15 protein-coding genes are annotated in these 15,014 nt (G+C 66.1%); 9 read left to right on the forward strand and 6 right to left on the reverse strand.

From position 1 onward, the window contains the following. Positions 1-343: 343 nt before the first annotated feature. The 4 genes from AWC27_RS07550 to AWC27_RS07565 are packed head-to-tail and all read right to left on the reverse strand — an operon-like array spanning position 344 to position 3,588. Positions 344-565 (reverse strand): hypothetical protein, encoded by a 222-nt coding sequence (locus tag AWC27_RS07550; protein WP_085670062.1) that lies wholly within the window; start codon positions 563-565, stop codon positions 344-346. A 42-nt stretch (positions 566-607) separates the two neighbouring features. Continuing rightward, the gene (locus tag AWC27_RS07555; protein WP_085669910.1) at positions 608-2,995 is read right to left on the reverse strand and encodes an ADP-ribosyltransferase; all 2,388 of its coding nucleotides are present in this window, start codon (positions 2,993-2,995) and stop codon (positions 608-610) included. Between the two features lie 4 nt (positions 2,996-2,999). Next, entirely contained in the window at positions 3,000-3,290 is a 291-nt protein-coding gene (locus AWC27_RS07560; RefSeq protein ID WP_085669911.1) for a WXG100 family type VII secretion target, read from the reverse strand. Beyond that, positions 3,283-3,588, reverse strand: a complete 306-nt coding sequence (locus AWC27_RS07565; RefSeq protein WP_085670063.1) for a WXG100 family type VII secretion target — start codon at positions 3,586-3,588, stop codon at positions 3,283-3,285. The genes AWC27_RS07560 and AWC27_RS07565 overlap by 8 nt, the downstream gene beginning before the upstream one ends. 69 nt (positions 3,589-3,657) lie before the next feature. On the opposite strand from AWC27_RS07565, the gene AWC27_RS07570 reads away from it, so the two are divergent. From AWC27_RS07570 to AWC27_RS07600, 7 genes are all read left to right on the forward strand, one after another. Next, positions 3,658-3,912, forward strand: coding sequence for a glutaredoxin family protein (locus AWC27_RS07570; RefSeq protein WP_372516827.1), 255 nt, complete (start codon positions 3,658-3,660; stop codon positions 3,910-3,912). Between the two features lie 84 nt (positions 3,913-3,996). Then, positions 3,997-5,370, forward strand: coding sequence for a glutamyl-tRNA reductase (locus AWC27_RS07575; protein WP_085669913.1), 1,374 nt, complete (start codon positions 3,997-3,999; stop codon positions 5,368-5,370). A gap of 13 nt (positions 5,371-5,383) precedes the next feature. After that, positions 5,384-6,337, forward strand: coding sequence for a hydroxymethylbilane synthase (hemC, locus tag AWC27_RS07580; RefSeq protein ID WP_085669914.1), 954 nt, complete (start codon positions 5,384-5,386; stop codon positions 6,335-6,337). A gap of 18 nt (positions 6,338-6,355) precedes the next feature. Continuing rightward, a complete protein-coding gene (locus AWC27_RS07585) occupies positions 6,356-8,023 on the forward strand; it encodes a bifunctional uroporphyrinogen-III C-methyltransferase/uroporphyrinogen-III synthase (RefSeq protein WP_139836824.1) in 1,668 nt (555 codons plus the stop codon). An 82-nt stretch (positions 8,024-8,105) separates the two neighbouring features. Then, the gene (gene hemB, locus AWC27_RS07590) at positions 8,106-9,089 is read left to right on the forward strand and encodes a porphobilinogen synthase (RefSeq protein ID WP_085669916.1); all 984 of its coding nucleotides are present in this window, start codon (positions 8,106-8,108) and stop codon (positions 9,087-9,089) included. Beyond that, a complete protein-coding gene (locus AWC27_RS07595; RefSeq protein WP_085669917.1) occupies positions 9,086-9,631 on the forward strand; it encodes a DUF3093 domain-containing protein in 546 nt (181 codons plus the stop codon). Before hemB ends, AWC27_RS07595 begins: the two co-directional genes overlap by 4 nt. Beyond that, positions 9,628-9,882 carry a hypothetical protein gene (locus AWC27_RS07600; protein ID WP_085669918.1) on the forward strand — a complete coding sequence of 85 codons (255 nt, stop codon included), beginning with the start codon at positions 9,628-9,630 and terminating at the stop codon, positions 9,880-9,882. Before AWC27_RS07595 ends, AWC27_RS07600 begins: the two co-directional genes overlap by 4 nt. Here AWC27_RS07600 and AWC27_RS07605 read toward each other — a convergent pair. Further along, positions 9,866-10,288: an STAS domain-containing protein gene (locus AWC27_RS07605; protein WP_245846919.1), complete on the reverse strand. Its 423-nt coding sequence runs from the start codon at positions 10,286-10,288 to the stop codon at positions 9,866-9,868. The genes AWC27_RS07600 and AWC27_RS07605 overlap by 17 nt on opposite strands. Before the next feature lie 285 nt (positions 10,289-10,573). Between AWC27_RS07605 and AWC27_RS07610 the strand changes: the two genes are divergently transcribed. After that, a complete protein-coding gene (locus tag AWC27_RS07610) occupies positions 10,574-11,821 on the forward strand; it encodes an acyltransferase family protein (RefSeq protein WP_139836825.1) in 1,248 nt (415 codons plus the stop codon). 107 nt (positions 11,822-11,928) lie between these two features. Further along, positions 11,929-12,624 carry an Rv0518 family GDSL lipase gene (locus tag AWC27_RS07615; RefSeq protein WP_085670065.1) on the forward strand — a complete coding sequence of 232 codons (696 nt, stop codon included), beginning with the start codon at positions 11,929-11,931 and terminating at the stop codon, positions 12,622-12,624. Positions 12,625-12,870: 246 nt separating this feature from the next. Here AWC27_RS07615 and AWC27_RS07620 read toward each other — a convergent pair whose 3' ends face one another. Next, positions 12,871-15,012: an acyltransferase family protein gene (locus AWC27_RS07620; RefSeq protein ID WP_085669920.1), complete on the reverse strand. Its 2,142-nt coding sequence runs from the start codon at positions 15,010-15,012 to the stop codon at positions 12,871-12,873. Positions 15,013-15,014 lie beyond the last annotated feature (2 nt).

Genomic DNA, 15,014 nt, shown 5'->3' on the forward strand with positions numbered 1-15,014 from the left:
TCACTAGAGTGACAATACAAGCCACTTCACGTTTGCGCACCTTAACGGAGAGCTAGAATATATACAAGCAAATTCTTTATGAAGGCGTCGATTCCACAGCCACAGTGACAACGTAATGCCGGCCGGATACCGTCGCAACGGTACGAGTGTGTCCGCGCTCGGTGAGCGCGGAGCTGGGTCCCGCGCAGCTGCTGCTTTCTCAGAACGGTGGATCACCGGCGCAGGGCGGCCACTCGTTGACGTAGGTGTTACCGGGCAGGAGTGCCCCCGAAAGTCATAAGCACTAATTAGTTAATCAGGCGCTGCTTCGTAGGTGCGTCTTGCCTCAGTTGAAGTCAACGCGTCAGGCGTTATTGCGGTTCGGATTTTCATATTCAGTACCCGAGATGTCGTCCCAAAACTTTGGCGAGATCTCCGTCAGACGGTCTTCGGGGGGTACGGCGTCGACCTTTCTCTGAAAGTCGTCGAAAAGCTTTCGCGCGTGAATTAGTTCTTCTTCCGTCGGCGGTGTGACACCAGCCTCTTCAGGCGTAGAAAAAATCTTTCCAGCGATCCTCTCGCTCACCATAACTCCTATCGCGTTCGAAGAATAGTTAATTTATCTGAGCTAGCGCTCAATCATTTCAATGATTGTTCTGCCCGTCTCCGGATCTAACGTCTTGCTTGCAATATAGAATTGCGTACCTGGCGGAAATAAAATTTCTTGCTCCTCGGGATACATCGATACTGACGAGACGTCTCGTCCTGAGATGGACATAATCCTAAATTCTACGTTACCGGCAAACACTGGTGATGCCGCTACTGCAGGATTTGTTGTGGTGCTTATAAACGTCTCCTCTGTAATAATTCCCCCCGATTGATATCGCGCAAGCACGTCGGCTGGTAAATTTGTTCCTCGCACAACCAGGCCATTGTGGGGTGGCAATTTGTCCAATGCTTTCATCAGGGCACTAATGCGAGTCTGGTGAGATGATTCCAACGCACCGCTCCTCAGCGCTGTGTTTAGTTCCTGGTAACCGGATCCAGTGTAATCAGCAAGTGCGAAGAGATCTTCCGAGGTCAATCTAGTTACTGGCGATGAACATTCGCCGCCGGCGACAGGGAAGTTTGGTTCGCTTCCACCGGCCGGTGCGGCAGTCGCCGGCGGCGCCGATGCTTCGGTTGGATGGCTATTTAGTGTTCCGTTCGCGCCATTGGGTACTGGATCGGGCGGCTCAATGGGCGCGAGCCTCGAAGCCGGAGGCGGCATTTGCGACGCTGAAACTGCGCCTCCAGGCTGCGATGAGTGTGCTCCGGCAGGGGCGGATGCGGCGGGATACTCGTTAGGTGGCGTCAAAGCGGGCGGAGAGACCGTCTCGGAAGTACGGGGGGGCGGCGATGGCAAGTGTTCGTCAGCCGGAGTCCCCAATCCATGCGGCGCTGGATGCGACTCCGGCGGCGCATCCGCTGGTTTGGGCGACACGGCAGTAGGAGCCTTCGCGGCTGCCTGTGGTTTGGATTCGGTTGGGCTGTGCGGCGAAGCAGCCCCGGGTGGCGCGGGCTCCGGCTTACCAGTGGGAGCCGGAACGTCGGATTTCGGCGGTCTGGCCTCGGGCGGTTTTGCCTCGGGTGGTCTTGCCTCGGGTGGTCTTACCTCAGGCGGGCTCTCAACTGGTGGCTTGGGGGGTGCGACACCAACCTTCGGCTCCGGCAGCAGTTCCGATGGCGGCTTCCGCAGGCTTCCGACGAGTCGGCGAGACCTGTCGGCCAGTTTCGACACCGGACCGCCGGGCAGCAGCAGCGTTGCCAGATCGAACTCGGTCTCCCCAAGCGCCTTAAACGGATTGGTCTTCCACTCGTCCCAGTGGGCAACCCCTTTACCCAACTCTTTCCAGGCCTCCGACACACCTGGACCGTGCTCGCCGCCCGCCCCGACTAGCGGCAATAACCCGCTCTCCACCTGCCCCAGCGATTTGAGGTAGCCGACTGGATCGAGAAGCGCCCGCGGCTGGCTGATCTCCGCGAGTCCTTTGACCACCCCGAAGGCCTCCTCGCCGATGCCTTCTAAGCGCTGTCCCAATCCGGTGAATGCAAGGCCCCACCCCTTGGGGGCATACCCGAGCACCCTGCTCGCGGCCATGGCAGCCGCTGGTATCACCGCTGCGATCTGGGCTCGCAGCGCATCGGCCTCGGCGGCGAAGTTCTCGATGACCGTGCAGATGTCGTTGGCGATCCTCCGGATTTCGTCTTCGTCTTCGCCGGTCAGGACGTCCCACACTTCTTTGAACCCGGTCATCGGGTCGCAAATGCGTGCCAATAGATCCAGGACCGCGGCGTGCACGACGTCAAGTCGGTCCGCGTAATTGGTGAGGTGGGTCGCCAGTGTCCGACACTGTTGCACGACCGCGGTGGTGCTTGCGTAAGCGTCGGAAATGGCAGCCTCAATGGCCGGGCCCTCCGGCATCTGCTGGCCGCGAATGACCTGCATCGGAGGGCCCGTGACCTCGATTTCGGCGAGTGCGAACTCGGTGCCCGCCGCAGTCCATGCCGCGGCAGCGGCTCGCAGTCTTCCCGAATTGCCTGTGGGCCAAATCATTCCGATATACCGCGCCACACAACCCCAGCCTGGTGGCGGACCTATGGTCGTACCTACGGATGACGGCGCGTGGCCCGCCGAGAAACCCGTCGTCAGTGGCGGTGCCGCAAGGGGAGCGCCGCGACCGCTGACATCGGAGAGTGCTTCGGCCAGTGAGTAATTGTGCGCCGATACGCGCACGCCATCCCCGAGGCCGCACACTCCGTTGCGAGTCGTGACCATCGCCTCGACGAGCCTCGATGCCGAGAGGTCATAGCTGCGGCCCAACCTCGCGCCGACTGGATCGTCGCCGGCCATGCCCGCACAACCCGCCAGTGCCGCAGTCAAAGCCGAAATTACCGAACCTACACTCTCACCGGCCGAAACCACCGCGGCGCCCGCGCCGTCCAGCGCAGCGGGGTCTACTGTTAGCGGCGCCATCGGGTCATGACCACATAGCCAAATTCGTCGACATCGCGCCGGTGTAGTTGGTGTGCGCGGTCTCACCTGCTGCCCGCAACCGACTCAAAGCCGCGCGCATCATCTCCTCGCCGGCGGCCCAGTGCCGGTGCGCTTCGGCATGGGCCGCTGCGGCTTCACCGGACCACGCCGCGTGCAAATTGCTTATCAGCGAATCGATTTCGGTAATCATGCTCTCGGCGTGACGGGTGAATTCGGCCATCTGCTGCACCGCGTCGGCCAACGCTTGCGGATCTACCCGAAAGGCCTCAGACATCGGCAACTGCCCGCACAGCTTGCCGAGCGGCTGCCTCGTTCTGCTGGTAGCCGTTGCCGGCGCGGGCTAATGCCTCCGCGAGGATGGACAGCCCCAGCTGGACCTCGCCGGCCCCGCGATGCCACAGCTCCCAGGCCGAGGCGTAGGCGCTGCCCGACGCGCCATGCCATCCGGCCAGCACCGCGCTGACGTCACCGTCGAGGTCGGTCAGCCGATTCCGCAGGTCCTCGGCGGCACCGCGCAGCGCATCGGAAAAGCCGTGCATCACTTGCGGATCTACGCGCAACCCAGCAACCACAGCGGCAACGTAATGGTGGCCCAACACCGCCGCAATTCAGTCGGAATGAGAAATGCCACACTGGTGCCCATGAGCCGGCCGCAAGTGGAACTGCTGACGCGCGACGGGTGTGCGATCTGTCAGCGGGTATACGCCCAGCTGGCTGAATTGGCCGCTGAGCTGGGCTTTGACCTGTCGGAGACCGACGTCGACGCGGCAGCGGCGGCCGGCAAACCCGAAATTCGGGCCGAGTTCGGCGACCGCCTTCCCGTGATCCTGCTCAACGGCCGTGAGCACAGCTATTGGGAGGTCGACGAGGTTCGGTTGCGCGCGGATCTGGCCTGAACCGGTATTTGGTAGGCCCGCTGACTACCGTCTACCGTAGATACCAGTTCACTCAACCAAGGGAGCTGGCCAGGTGATGCTGCCGTGAGCATCCTGCTCTTCGGGGTTTCGCACCGTAGTGCGCCGGTCTCCGTCCTGGAACAACTCAGCATCGATGAGTCCGATCAGGTCAAGATCGTCGACCGGGTGCTGCAATCCCCGCTGGTAACCGAGGCCATGGTGTTGTCGACGTGCAACCGGGTCGAGGTGTATGCCGTGGTGGACGCGTTCCACGGCGGGCTGGCGGTCATTGGACAGGTGTTGTCGGAGTACTCCGGTCTGACCATGGGTGACCTGACCCAGCATGCCTACGTCCGCTACAGCGAAGCGGCCGTCGAACATCTGTTCGCGGTAGCCAGCGGTCTGGATTCCGCCGTCGTCGGCGAACAGCAGGTGCTGGGGCAGGTGCGCCGCGCCTACGCGAGCGCCGAGGCCAACCGCACCGTGGGCCGGGTGCTGCACGAGTTGGCACAGCGAGCGCTTTCCGTCGGCAAGCGGGTGCATTCGGAAACCGCCATCGACGCCGCCGGTGCCTCGGTGGTGTCCGTCGCCCTGGCAATGGCCGAGCGCAAGCTGGGCGGCCTGAGCGGTAAAACCGCGGTGATCGTCGGCGCAGGCGCAATGGGGGCCCTCTCGGCGGCACATTTGACCCGGGCCGGCATCGGACACGTCCACGTGCTCAACCGCTCGTTGTCCCGGGCCCAGCGGCTAGCGCGCAAAATCCGCGAATCCGGCACGGCCGCCGAGGCGACCACACTGGACCGCTTGGCCGACGCGTTGGCCGATGCCGATGTGGTGGTCAGCTGTACCGGGGCGGTGAGCCCGGTGGTGTCACTGGCCGACGTGCACCACGCGCTTGCCGCCGCACAGCGCAACGAAGCGATTCGCCCGCTGGTGATCTGCGACCTGGGCATGCCGCGCGACGTCGATCCGGCGGTGGCCGGGCTGCCAGGCGTGCGCGTGATCGATGTCGACCGGGTGCAACACGAACCCTCTGCCCACGCCGCGGCGGCCGACGTGGACGCCGCCCGCCACATCGTGGCCGCCGAAGTTGCTACCTACCTGGCGGGACAGCGGATGGCCGAGGTCACTCCGACTGTGACCGCACTTCGCCAGCGCGCCGCCGACGTGGTCGAAGCGGAATTGCTGCGTCTGGACAACCGGCTGCCCGGGCTGGAGAGTGCCCACCGCGAAGAGGTGGCCCGCACAGTGCGACGGGTGGTCGACAAGCTGCTGCACGCACCCACGGTGCGGATCAAGCAACTCGCCAGTGCCCCCGGCGGCGACAGCTATGCCGAGGCGCTGCGTGAACTATTCGAATTGGACCAAACTGCCATCGACTCCGTAGCCGCCGTCGCCGCCGGCGATTTACCCGTCATAGCAAGCGGATTCGACAGTCCTGAGCAGTCCGCCGAGTAACTGATTGGCCCATGTGATCCGGATAGGCACCCGGGGCAGCCTGCTTGCCACCACCCAGGCCGCGACCGTCAGAGACGCCCTCATCGCCAATGGCCACCCCGCGGAATTGGTGATCATCAGCACAGTGGGCGATCGCTCGTCGGCACCCATCGCCGACCTCGGTGTGGGCGTCTTCACAACCGCCTTGCGCGAGGCCATCGAGGACGGCCGCGTCGACGTGGCTGTGCATTCGCACAAGGATTTGCCAACAGCGGCCGACCCGAGGTTCACCATCGCGGCCATACCGCCGCGCAGCGACCCCCGCGACGCCCTTGTCGCCCGGGATGGGCTGGTACTCGGGGAGTTGCCGGTTGGTTCGCTGGTGGGAACATCCTCGCCGCGGCGGGCCGCACAGCTTAGGGCATTGGGTCTCGGTTTGGAAATCCGCCCCCTACGAGGCAACCTAGATACCAGGTTGAACAGGGTAAGCAGTGGTGATCTTGACGCCATCGTGGTGGCCCGGGCAGGTCTCGCCCGGCTGGGCCGCCTCGCGGACGTCACCGAGACGCTGGAGCCGGTGCAGATGTTGCCAGCACCGGCTCAAGGCGCGCTCGCGGTCGAATGCCGAGCCGGCGATGCCGGCCTGGCGGCAGTGTTGGCGGAGTTGGACGACGCCGACACTCGCGCGGCGGTCACTGCGGAGCGAACCCTGCTCGCCGAACTGGAGGCCGGTTGCTCGGCACCGGTGGGTGCGATCGCTGAAGTGGTCGAGTCCATCGATGAGGAGGGGCGGGTCTTTGAAGAGCTGTCGCTGCGCGGTTGCGTGGCGGCGCTGGACGGATCCGATGTGATTCGCGCGTCCGGTATCGGCACTTCCGGTCGGGCACGGGAGCTAGGGCTCTCCGTCGCCGCGGAACTGTTCGAACTGGGCGCCCGGGAGCTGATGCGGGGATCGCGACAAGACCCCGCTGCAGGAAGTGTCGAGTGAGACGTGGGAGCGACAATGATGACGCGAGGGCGTAAGCCGAGGCCGGGCCACATTACTTTCGTGGGTTCTGGTCCTGGCGACCCCGGTCTACTGACTACCCGGGCCGCCACGGTGCTGGCGAATGCTGCCCTGGTCTTTACCGACCCTGACGTGCCCGAGGCGGTCTTGGCGCTGATCGGCAAGGACCTGCCGCCGGTTTCCGGCCCAGCGCCCGCGGCGCCCCCGGCCGGCAGCGGCGACGCGGCGGCCGGTACACCGTCTGACACGGAGACCGCCTCCGCGGTGGTGTCCGGCGGCCCCGACATCCGTCCGGCGCTGGGCGATCCCGCCGAGGTCGCCAAGACGCTGACCGCTGAGGCCCGTTCCGGCGCTGACGTCGTGCGGCTGGTCGCCGGTGATCCGCTATCGGTCGACGCGGTGATCACCGAGGTGAACGCTGTAGCGCGCAGCCACATGCACATCGAGATCGTGCCCGGACTGGCCGCAACCAGCGCGGTGCCGACCTATGCGGGCTTGCCGCTGGGCTCGTCGCACACCGTTGCCGACGTGCGCGGGGAGGTGGACTGGGAGGCGCTGGCCGCCGCGCCCGGCCCGCTGATCCTGCAGGCCACCGCATCGCATCTGGCCGACGCTGCCCGCACCCTGATCGACCACGAGCTGGCCGAGACCACTCCGTGCGTGGTGACCGCGCAGGGCACTACCTGCCAGCAGCGCTCCGTCGAAACCACGCTGCAGGGACTTACCGACCCCGCCATCCTGACCAGCACCGATCCCACCCGGGAACCCCAGACCGGGTCACTGGTGGTGACCATCGGCAAGACGGTGGCCAGCCGCGCGAAGCTGAACTGGTGGGAGAGCCGGGCGCTGTACGGCTGGACCGTGCTGGTGCCGCGCACCAAGGACCAGGCCGGCGAGATGAGCGACCGGCTGACGTCCTACGGCGCGCTGCCCATCGAGGTGCCGACCATCGCCGTCGAGCCGCCGCGCAGTCCCGCGCAGATGGAACGCGCCGTCAAGGGCTTGGTGGATGGCCGTTTCCAGTGGGTGGTGTTCACCTCGACCAACGCGGTGCGCGCGGTGTGGGAGAAGTTCGGCGAGTTCGGTCTGGACGCGCGGGCCTTCTCCGGGGTGAAGATCGCCTGTGTTGGCGAGTCGACGGCGGACCGGGTCCGCGCCTTCGGGATCAGCCCCGAGCTGGTGCCGTCCGGGGAGCAGTCCTCGATGGGTCTGCTCGACGAATTCCCGCCCTATGACAGCATTTTCGACCCGGTGAACCGAGTCCTGTTGCCGCGGGCCGACATTGCCACCGAGACGCTTGCCGAGGGGTTGCGCGAGCGCGGCTGGGAGATCGAGGACGTCACCGCCTATCGGACCGTGCGGGCCGCCCCGCCGCCGGCGAGCACCCGGGAGATGATCAAGACGGGTGGCTTCGACGCGGTGTGCTTCACCTCCAGCTCCACGGTGCGCAACCTGGTCGGTATCGCCGGCAAGCCGCACGCGCGCACCATCATCGCCTGCATAGGTCCCAAGACCGCCGAAACCGCCGCCGAGTTCGGCTTGCGGGTGGACGTCCAGCCCGAGACCGCGGCGGTGGGTCCGCTGGTTGACGCGCTCGCCGAGCATGCGGCCCGGCTGCGCGCCGAGGGCGCGCTGCCGCCGCCGCGCAAGAAGAGCCGCAGGCGCTAGTGGCCGCCGGACGGGCGAGCGTGCGTGTTTGTCCGCCGACACGCCGTCGGAGCTGCCATTCCGCGCAGGCTCGCGGCGGCGAATGAGTGGGTACCCGCGGCAGCGTCCGCGCCGGCTCCGCTCGACACCTGCGATCCGCCGTTTGGTGGCCCAAACGTCATTGGAGCCAAGGCATTTGGTGCTTCCGATGTTCGTCGCCGACGGCATAGATGAACCGCGGCCAATCGCATCCATGCCGGGCGTGGTGCAACACACCCGGGATTCGTTGCGCGCCGCCGCCGCAGACGCCGTCGCCGCCGGGGTGGGCGGGTTGATGCTCTTCGGCGTGCCGCGTGAACAGGACAAGGATGCATGCGGCTCGGCCGGCACCGACCCCGACGGCATCCTCAACGTCGCCCTGCGCGACCTGGCCAAGGACCTCGGTGATGCGACGGTGCTGATGGCCGACACCTGCCTGGACGAATTCACCGATCACGGGCATTGTGGCGTCGTCGATGTCAAAGGGCGCGTCGACAACGACGCCACCCTGGCCCGGTACGTGGACCTTGCTGTGGCGCAAGCGGAATCCGGCGCACACGTGGTGGGGCCCAGCGGCATGATGGACGGCCAGGTGGGCGCGATCCGCGACGGACTGGACGAGGCCGGTCACCCCGACGTGGTGATCCTGGCCTACGCCGCGAAGTTCGCCTCGGCGTTCTACGGGCCGTTTCGCGAGGCGGTGAGCTCCAGCTTGTCCGGCGACCGGCGTACCTACCAGCAGGAGCCGGGCAATCTTGCCGAAGCACTGCGTGAGGTCGAGCTGGATCTGAACGAAGGTGCCGACATCATCATGGTCAAACCCGCACTGGGATACCTGGATGTGGTTGCTGCCGCAGCAGATATCTCGACGGTGCCGGTAGCCGCCTACCAGGTTTCCGGCGAGTACGCGATGATCTGCGCCGCAGCGGCAAACAACTGGATCGACGAGCGGGCAGCCGCGCTGGAATCATTGACCAGCATCCGGCGCGCCGGCGCCGATATCGTGCTGACCTACTGGGCCGCGGATGCGGCAAGCTGGCTTTCATGACGGAGGCTGCAATCAGAACCGAGCCGTTGTTCTATGAATCCGGCGCCAGCTGGTACTGGGTGCTGGCCGGCCCGCTGTCAGCGGTATCGCTGCTCTTCATCCAAAAGACCAGCGGCGCGCCGATATCGCTGTTGGTCCCGACGATCTTTCTGGTCCTGGTGTCGGCCTTTGTGGGAGTGCAGGTCAAGGCGGCCCGCATCCACACCTCGGTCGAACTGACCGAGGACGCACTGCGCCAGGGCACCGAGACCATCCTGGTGCGCGAAATCGTCCGGGTGTATCCGGAACCGGAGAACAACCTCGCTTCGGGCAAAGAGCTGGCGAGATGGCAATCGGCGCGCGCGCTCGGCGAACTGATCGGAGTGCCGCGCGGACGCGTCGGCATCGGTCTCAAACTCACCGAGGGCCGCACCGCGCAGGCGTGGGCGCGCAAGCATCGGCAATTGCGGGCCGTGCTGACCCCACTGATCGAAGAACGCGTCGGACCCGCGGTGGATGTCGACGATGTCGACGATGACGACGAAAAGGAGTCACCGCTGTGATCGCGCGCTACCGGGGAGTGGTTGAACTCGGCTTGGCCGTCGCCGCGCTGGTGGCCACTGGCTTCAGTTGGTTGCATACGCGTTCCGCCGTGGCCGTCGCGCCGGTAGTCGACGGCCAGCCCGTCACCTGGTCGGTGGTTTATCACCCGCAGCTGCTGGTGCTGACCCTGTTACTGGCAACGATCGCCGGGATATTCGCCGTCGTCGGAATCACCAGGCTGCGCCGGCAGCGCGCTAAGCCGTCTTCCTGATCAGCGGCAGCACCAGTTGACGGCGGCAGACGATCGCGTCGGCCAGGTTGTGCAGCGCCTCGTGCACCGAGCGGGCAATCGGAACGTCGGCCCCGTCCTCGTCACGGCCGTCGCCAAGCACGTCCAGCACGGCCGGGCTGGGAACCAGGGTCCACTGCGCCCCCGCGGCCCAGCAGTCCTCGTCGACCACCCCCAGCAGCGAGATGCCAGCCGGAGAGAAATGGCTTACGCCGGTCAGGTCGAGGACCAGGGGGTCGTTGCCCAGGACGAAACGCCGGACGTACTGGCCGACTCGGTCGACGTTCACGGCGTCGATTTCGCCTCGGATCGTCACAACAGTGGCCAGGTGGCGGTAGTGAGCCCGAATCTGGGCGCCGCTGCAGTCGAACGTGCCCAATCGATTCATCAGGTGCCTCATTCTGACGTTGGGGAGGCCGACTCGACGCCGACCGAAGTCTGCCTTCAACGAAACCGAATAAATCTAAGGAGACCGACAGCCAGGTCTAACTCTTTGCTAAAGAAGTGAAGGTTGGGGCGCTGTAATGGCGCAACCATCCGGCGTGGGGCGGGTTGGCGGCCCGAGCTGTTAGGCTGCCAAAGCTGCCGGGGTTGCCAGTCGGGGGGCTTGAGAACGGCGATATCGCCCGGTCAGCCGGACTGAGCGGCGAATGAAACAGCAGAGTCAGACGGAATGAGTACGGTGCGCACCGCGGAGATCAAGGGTGAGATCAAGGCCTTGACGGGATTGCGCATCCTCGCCGCGCTGTGGGTGGTGCTGTTCCACTTCCGGCCGATGCTGGCCGATGCGTCGCCCGACTTCCGGGAAAACCTCGCGCCGGTCCTCAACTGTGGCGCGCAGGGCGTCGACCTCTTCTTCATCCTCAGTGGCTTCGTGCTGACCTGGAACTACCTCGACCGGATGGGCCGGTACTGGTCGGTGCGCGAACACCTGCACTTTCTCTGGCTGCGGCTGGCCAGGGTGTGGCCGGTGTACCTGGTGACGTTGCACCTGGCCGCTCTGTTGGTGATCTTGACCCTGCACTTCGGTCACACGCCATTGCCCGAGGCGGGCAGGCTCACCGCGATCAGCTATGTGCGCCAGGTCCTGATGGTGCAGCTGTGGTTTCAGCCCTACTTCGACGACTCCAGTTGGGACGGACCGGCCTGGTCGATCAGTGCGGAGTGGTTGGCCTATCTGATGTTCGGCGGCCTCGTGCTGGTGATTTTCCGAATGACCCACGCCACTCGGGCGCGGACCCTGATCTTGCTGGCGTTCGCGGCATCACTGCCGCCGGTGATGATGCTGTTGGCCAGTGGCCAGTTCTACACGCCGTTTAGCTGGCTGCCGCGCATTGTCACCCAGTTCATCGCGGGTGCGCTGGCCGCCGCCGCGGTGCGCAGATTGCGGCCGACCGATCGCGCCCGCCAGGTCGCCGGATATGTGTCGGTGCTGCTGATCGCGGCAATTGTCGGAATCCTCTACTGGTATGACGCGCATCCGATCACCGGAGTCATCGACAGCAGCGGGGTGGTCGACATGCTGTTCGTTCCGGTGGTCCTGACCCTGGCGATCGGCGTGGGCAGCCTGCCGCGGCTGCTGTCCACGCGGGTGATGGTGTACGGCGGGCAGATCTCGTTCTGCCTCTACATGGTCCATGAGCTGGTCCACACGGCCTGGCGGTGGGCGGTGGTCAACTTCCGCCTCGAGCCGTGGCTGCCGGACAACCCGTGGCGATGGAATGTCTTCGGACTGCTCGCGATCGCTGTGGTTTTGTCGATGCTGCTGTATCACTTCGTCGAAGAGCCCGCCCGGCGCTGGATGCGCAGGATGGTCGACATCAGGCCGGTGCAGGCCGAGACCGAACCCGAGGAGTCGGTGGGCGGCAAGCTGCACCAGGTCGACGGCCAACTGGACGGGGTTTCGGCGCGCGCGGTGTGATCGCGTGCGCACTACGCGAATCGTGTTGTGTCCCATGTTCGCTGCGGCTTGCTCGTAAAATTTTGTTGATTGACACACGGCGATGCCCGTTCGCAGTGGAGGTAGTGGTGAGTCGTCTGGCCACGTTCGTCCTTGGCCTCACCGTGCTGGTCGCCGCGGCTCTGGGCAGCCCTGCATACACGCCGCGGAAGCGGGCCTATCACCCGCTGAGCCTGGATTACCGGCTGAACCGGGTCGCGGTGATCGGCGACTCCTACACCACCGGCACCGATGAGGGCGGCCTGGGCCCGAACGCCTGGACCGCGCTCGCGTGGCAGACGCTGGCCGCGCGTGGGGTGCGGATCGCAGCCGACGTGGCGGCCGAGGGCCGGGCCGGTTATGGCGTGCCAGGCGACCATGGCAGCGTCTTCGAGGATCTGACGGCCAGGGCGGTCAAACCCAGCGATGCGCTGGTGGTGTTCTTCGGTTCCCGCAACGATCAGGGCGTGGATCCCGAGCTGCTGGCCGAACGGGTGCACAACACGTTCGGTTTGGCGCGCCGGCTGGCGCCGTCGGCGACGTTTCTGGTGATCGGTCCGCCCTGGCCGACGGCCGATGTGCCCGCTTGGGTGCTGCAAATTCGCGACGTGCTGGGCGCCGGCGCGCGGACGGCCGGGGCTGCCTTCGTCGATCCGATCGTCGACCGGTGGTTTGTCGACCGGCCCGATCTGATCGGCCCGGACGGCGTGCACCCCACCGACGAGGGGCATGAGTACCTGGCGGACAAGATCGCGCCGATAATTCGCACGCAATTATTCAGATGAGGTCAAAGCGCCTGCCGCGCAGGGCATTTCGCGTAGCGCCTCAGTCCTCTGCGTGCCGCTCGTAATCCCAACGTTCAAGGCGCGCTTGTAATTGCATGAAACCAAGCCCGGCGAGTGGCGCGGCCGCCGTGAGGAAGGCCAACATCATCGGACTCATCTCTAACCTCCAAAACTCTTTCATTCCTAACACGTTCGGCGTCGCCCCGCGGTTCATTCGCAAATAAATTCACCTTGAAATCTCCCGGCTCATCCCGCTGACAGAGCGCGATCGGCCAGCGCGCCGATGACGGGTGCCAGCAGTTGCGCATACTCGGTCGTCAGGTGGTTGTCGTCGCGGAACACCAGGGTGTTGCCGACGATGACCGGGCAGCGATCGGTCGTGCAGAACAAGTCGGTCAGGTCCGCGTAGTGGCCCCCGCCGGCAGCGGTCGCGGCTTGCTCGGCGGCGATTCCGTCGCCGTTGACGGCAGCCGCCCGCGCCGGTGTACACGCGCCGGCATCCTCCAAGTGGGCCGACAGACAGGTGGGCACCGATGACTGCGGATCGGCGACCGGCCCCAAAACCAAAACGTTCGAACCCGTGCTGCGCAGCTGGGACACGGTGCGGGTCAGGGTATCCAGCCACGCCGGGTCATATGAGGCGAAGCTGAAGTCGGCGTGGTAGCGACGGCTCATGCTCAGCACCACCAGCTGAGGACGCTCTGCCTGTAACCGGGCCATGACCTGGCCGCGCCACTGCTCGCACTCGGTGTACCGGCGACCCAGATACGGGCTGACGATCGGCAGATCCTGCAGGGGGCAGGTCACCTTGCCCAGCGTCTCGAGGCGCCAGTGCCGCTGCTCGGCGACCTGCTGAAAAGCGGGATCCCACATGGCGGCATGCGAGTCGCCGACCAGGGCCACGGTGAACGGCGACGCGGTATCGGCCTGTGCGCATTCGCTTTGTCCCACGTCGCGCCAGGACCGCAGGCAACCGTTGACGAAGGCGGCCGCCTTGTCGCCCGGTGCGATGGCCAGCGGCGGGTTCAGGTTGGACGGCACCGCACGCAGGCCGACGGATGCGCCCACGGCGGCGCGCGCCTGTGTGAAGGCGTTCTGCACGGCGGCGTCCTGTGGGCTGAGGGCCGTGGGCGGCAGCGCTGAGACATTGGAGATCTTGGCCTCCGGGGCGGCCACACCGTGTCCCACCGGCGCGGGTACCAGCATGAGCAGCAGGACGCAGGCACAGGCGGCCACAGCGCTGGCGGCACCGGCCAAGGTCAGGCTGGCCCGCGCCGATCCCCGCAACGCCGCGGTGAACCGGCCGGGATTTTCGACCAGGTACATGGTGATCACCGCGAGCCCGGCCGAGACCGTCGTCGCCGCCAGCCGGCCCGGCAGGCCCGCTGGATCGCCCAGCAGCGGCGGCAGCAGCAACAGCACCGGCCAATGCCATAGGTACCACGAGTACGAAACCCGACCGATCGCCCGCATCGCCGGTGGGCACAGCACGCGCCCCACTCCCAGACCGCCGGTGACGCACCCGCTGCCGATCACCAGCGCGGTGCCGAGCACGGGCAGCAGCGCAGAGGTTCCGGGGTAGGGGGTGTGTGGACCGAGTTGCGTGCAGGTCAGCAGGATCAGCGCCAGACCGCCCCAGCCGGCGATCGCCGCGGGCAGTAGCGGCAACCGCCGCCATTGCTGGATCGACAGCGCGACCAGACCGCCGGCGCCCAGCTCCCAGGCACGGGTGGGCAGCGAGAAGAAGGCCCATGTGGGGGAGGTGCGGGTCCAGATCATCGCGGCCGTCAGCGACGCGGCGGTGACGACCGTTAGCAGTGCGACATAGGGGGCGGTTCGGGCACTGCGGTTGATGCGGCGCATCAGCCAGGCGGTACCGATGATCAGCGCCGGCCACAACAGATAGAACTGCTCCTCGACGCCCAGCGACCAGTAGTGCTGGAACGGCGACGGCGGCTGGTCGGACATCAGGTAATCGGTGCCCTGGCCGACGAACCGGTAGTTGCCGACATACAGCGCGCTGGCGATGCCGTCCACCAGGACGCGCCGCGCCTGCAGCGGCGGCAGCACCAATGCGGTGGCGATCGCGGTCGCCACGGCGACGGTGGCGGCGGCCGGCAGCAGCCGGCGGGCCCGGGCGGCATAGAAGCGGCCCAGCGCAATGGTGTCGGTGGTGGTCACCTCACGCCAAAGCAGCCCGGTGATGAGGAAGCCGGAGATGACGAAGAATACGTCCACACCGATGTAGCCGCCGCCGACGCCGGGGACGCCCGCGTGGTAGAGGACCACGGCTATCACCGCCACGGCGCGCAAGCCCTCGATGTCCGGGCGGAATGCGCCCCGCGCAACGCGCCGCTCCGCTGGGCGGGGCGGGCTGGCGGCATCCATGG

This window comes from Mycobacterium szulgai (genome assembly GCF_002116635.1).
Lineage (GTDB): Bacteria > Actinomycetota > Actinomycetes > Mycobacteriales > Mycobacteriaceae > Mycobacterium > Mycobacterium szulgai.

Coding starts and splice junctions, on each gene's coding strand:
- AWC27_RS07570 (WP_372516827.1), top strand. CDS start 3,658: ATGAGCCGGCCGCAAGTGGAACTGCTGACGCGCGACGGGTGTGCGATC.
- AWC27_RS07555 (WP_085669910.1), bottom strand. CDS start 2,995: ATGGCGCCGCTAACAGTAGACCCCGCTGCGCTGGACGGCGCGGGCGCC.
- AWC27_RS07595 (WP_085669917.1), top strand. CDS start 9,086: ATGACGGAGGCTGCAATCAGAACCGAGCCGTTGTTCTATGAATCCGGC.
- AWC27_RS07560 (WP_085669911.1), bottom strand. CDS start 3,290: ATGTCTGAGGCCTTTCGGGTAGATCCGCAAGCGTTGGCCGACGCGGTG.
- AWC27_RS07605 (WP_245846919.1), bottom strand. CDS start 10,288: ATGAATCGATTGGGCACGTTCGACTGCAGCGGCGCCCAGATTCGGGCT.
- AWC27_RS07585 (WP_139836824.1), top strand. CDS start 6,356: ATGACGCGAGGGCGTAAGCCGAGGCCGGGCCACATTACTTTCGTGGGT.
- hemB (WP_085669916.1), top strand. CDS start 8,106: ATGAGTGGGTACCCGCGGCAGCGTCCGCGCCGGCTCCGCTCGACACCT.
- AWC27_RS07620 (WP_085669920.1), bottom strand. CDS start 15,012: ATGGATGCCGCCAGCCCGCCCCGCCCAGCGGAGCGGCGCGTTGCGCGG.
- AWC27_RS07610 (WP_139836825.1), top strand. CDS start 10,574: ATGAGTACGGTGCGCACCGCGGAGATCAAGGGTGAGATCAAGGCCTTG.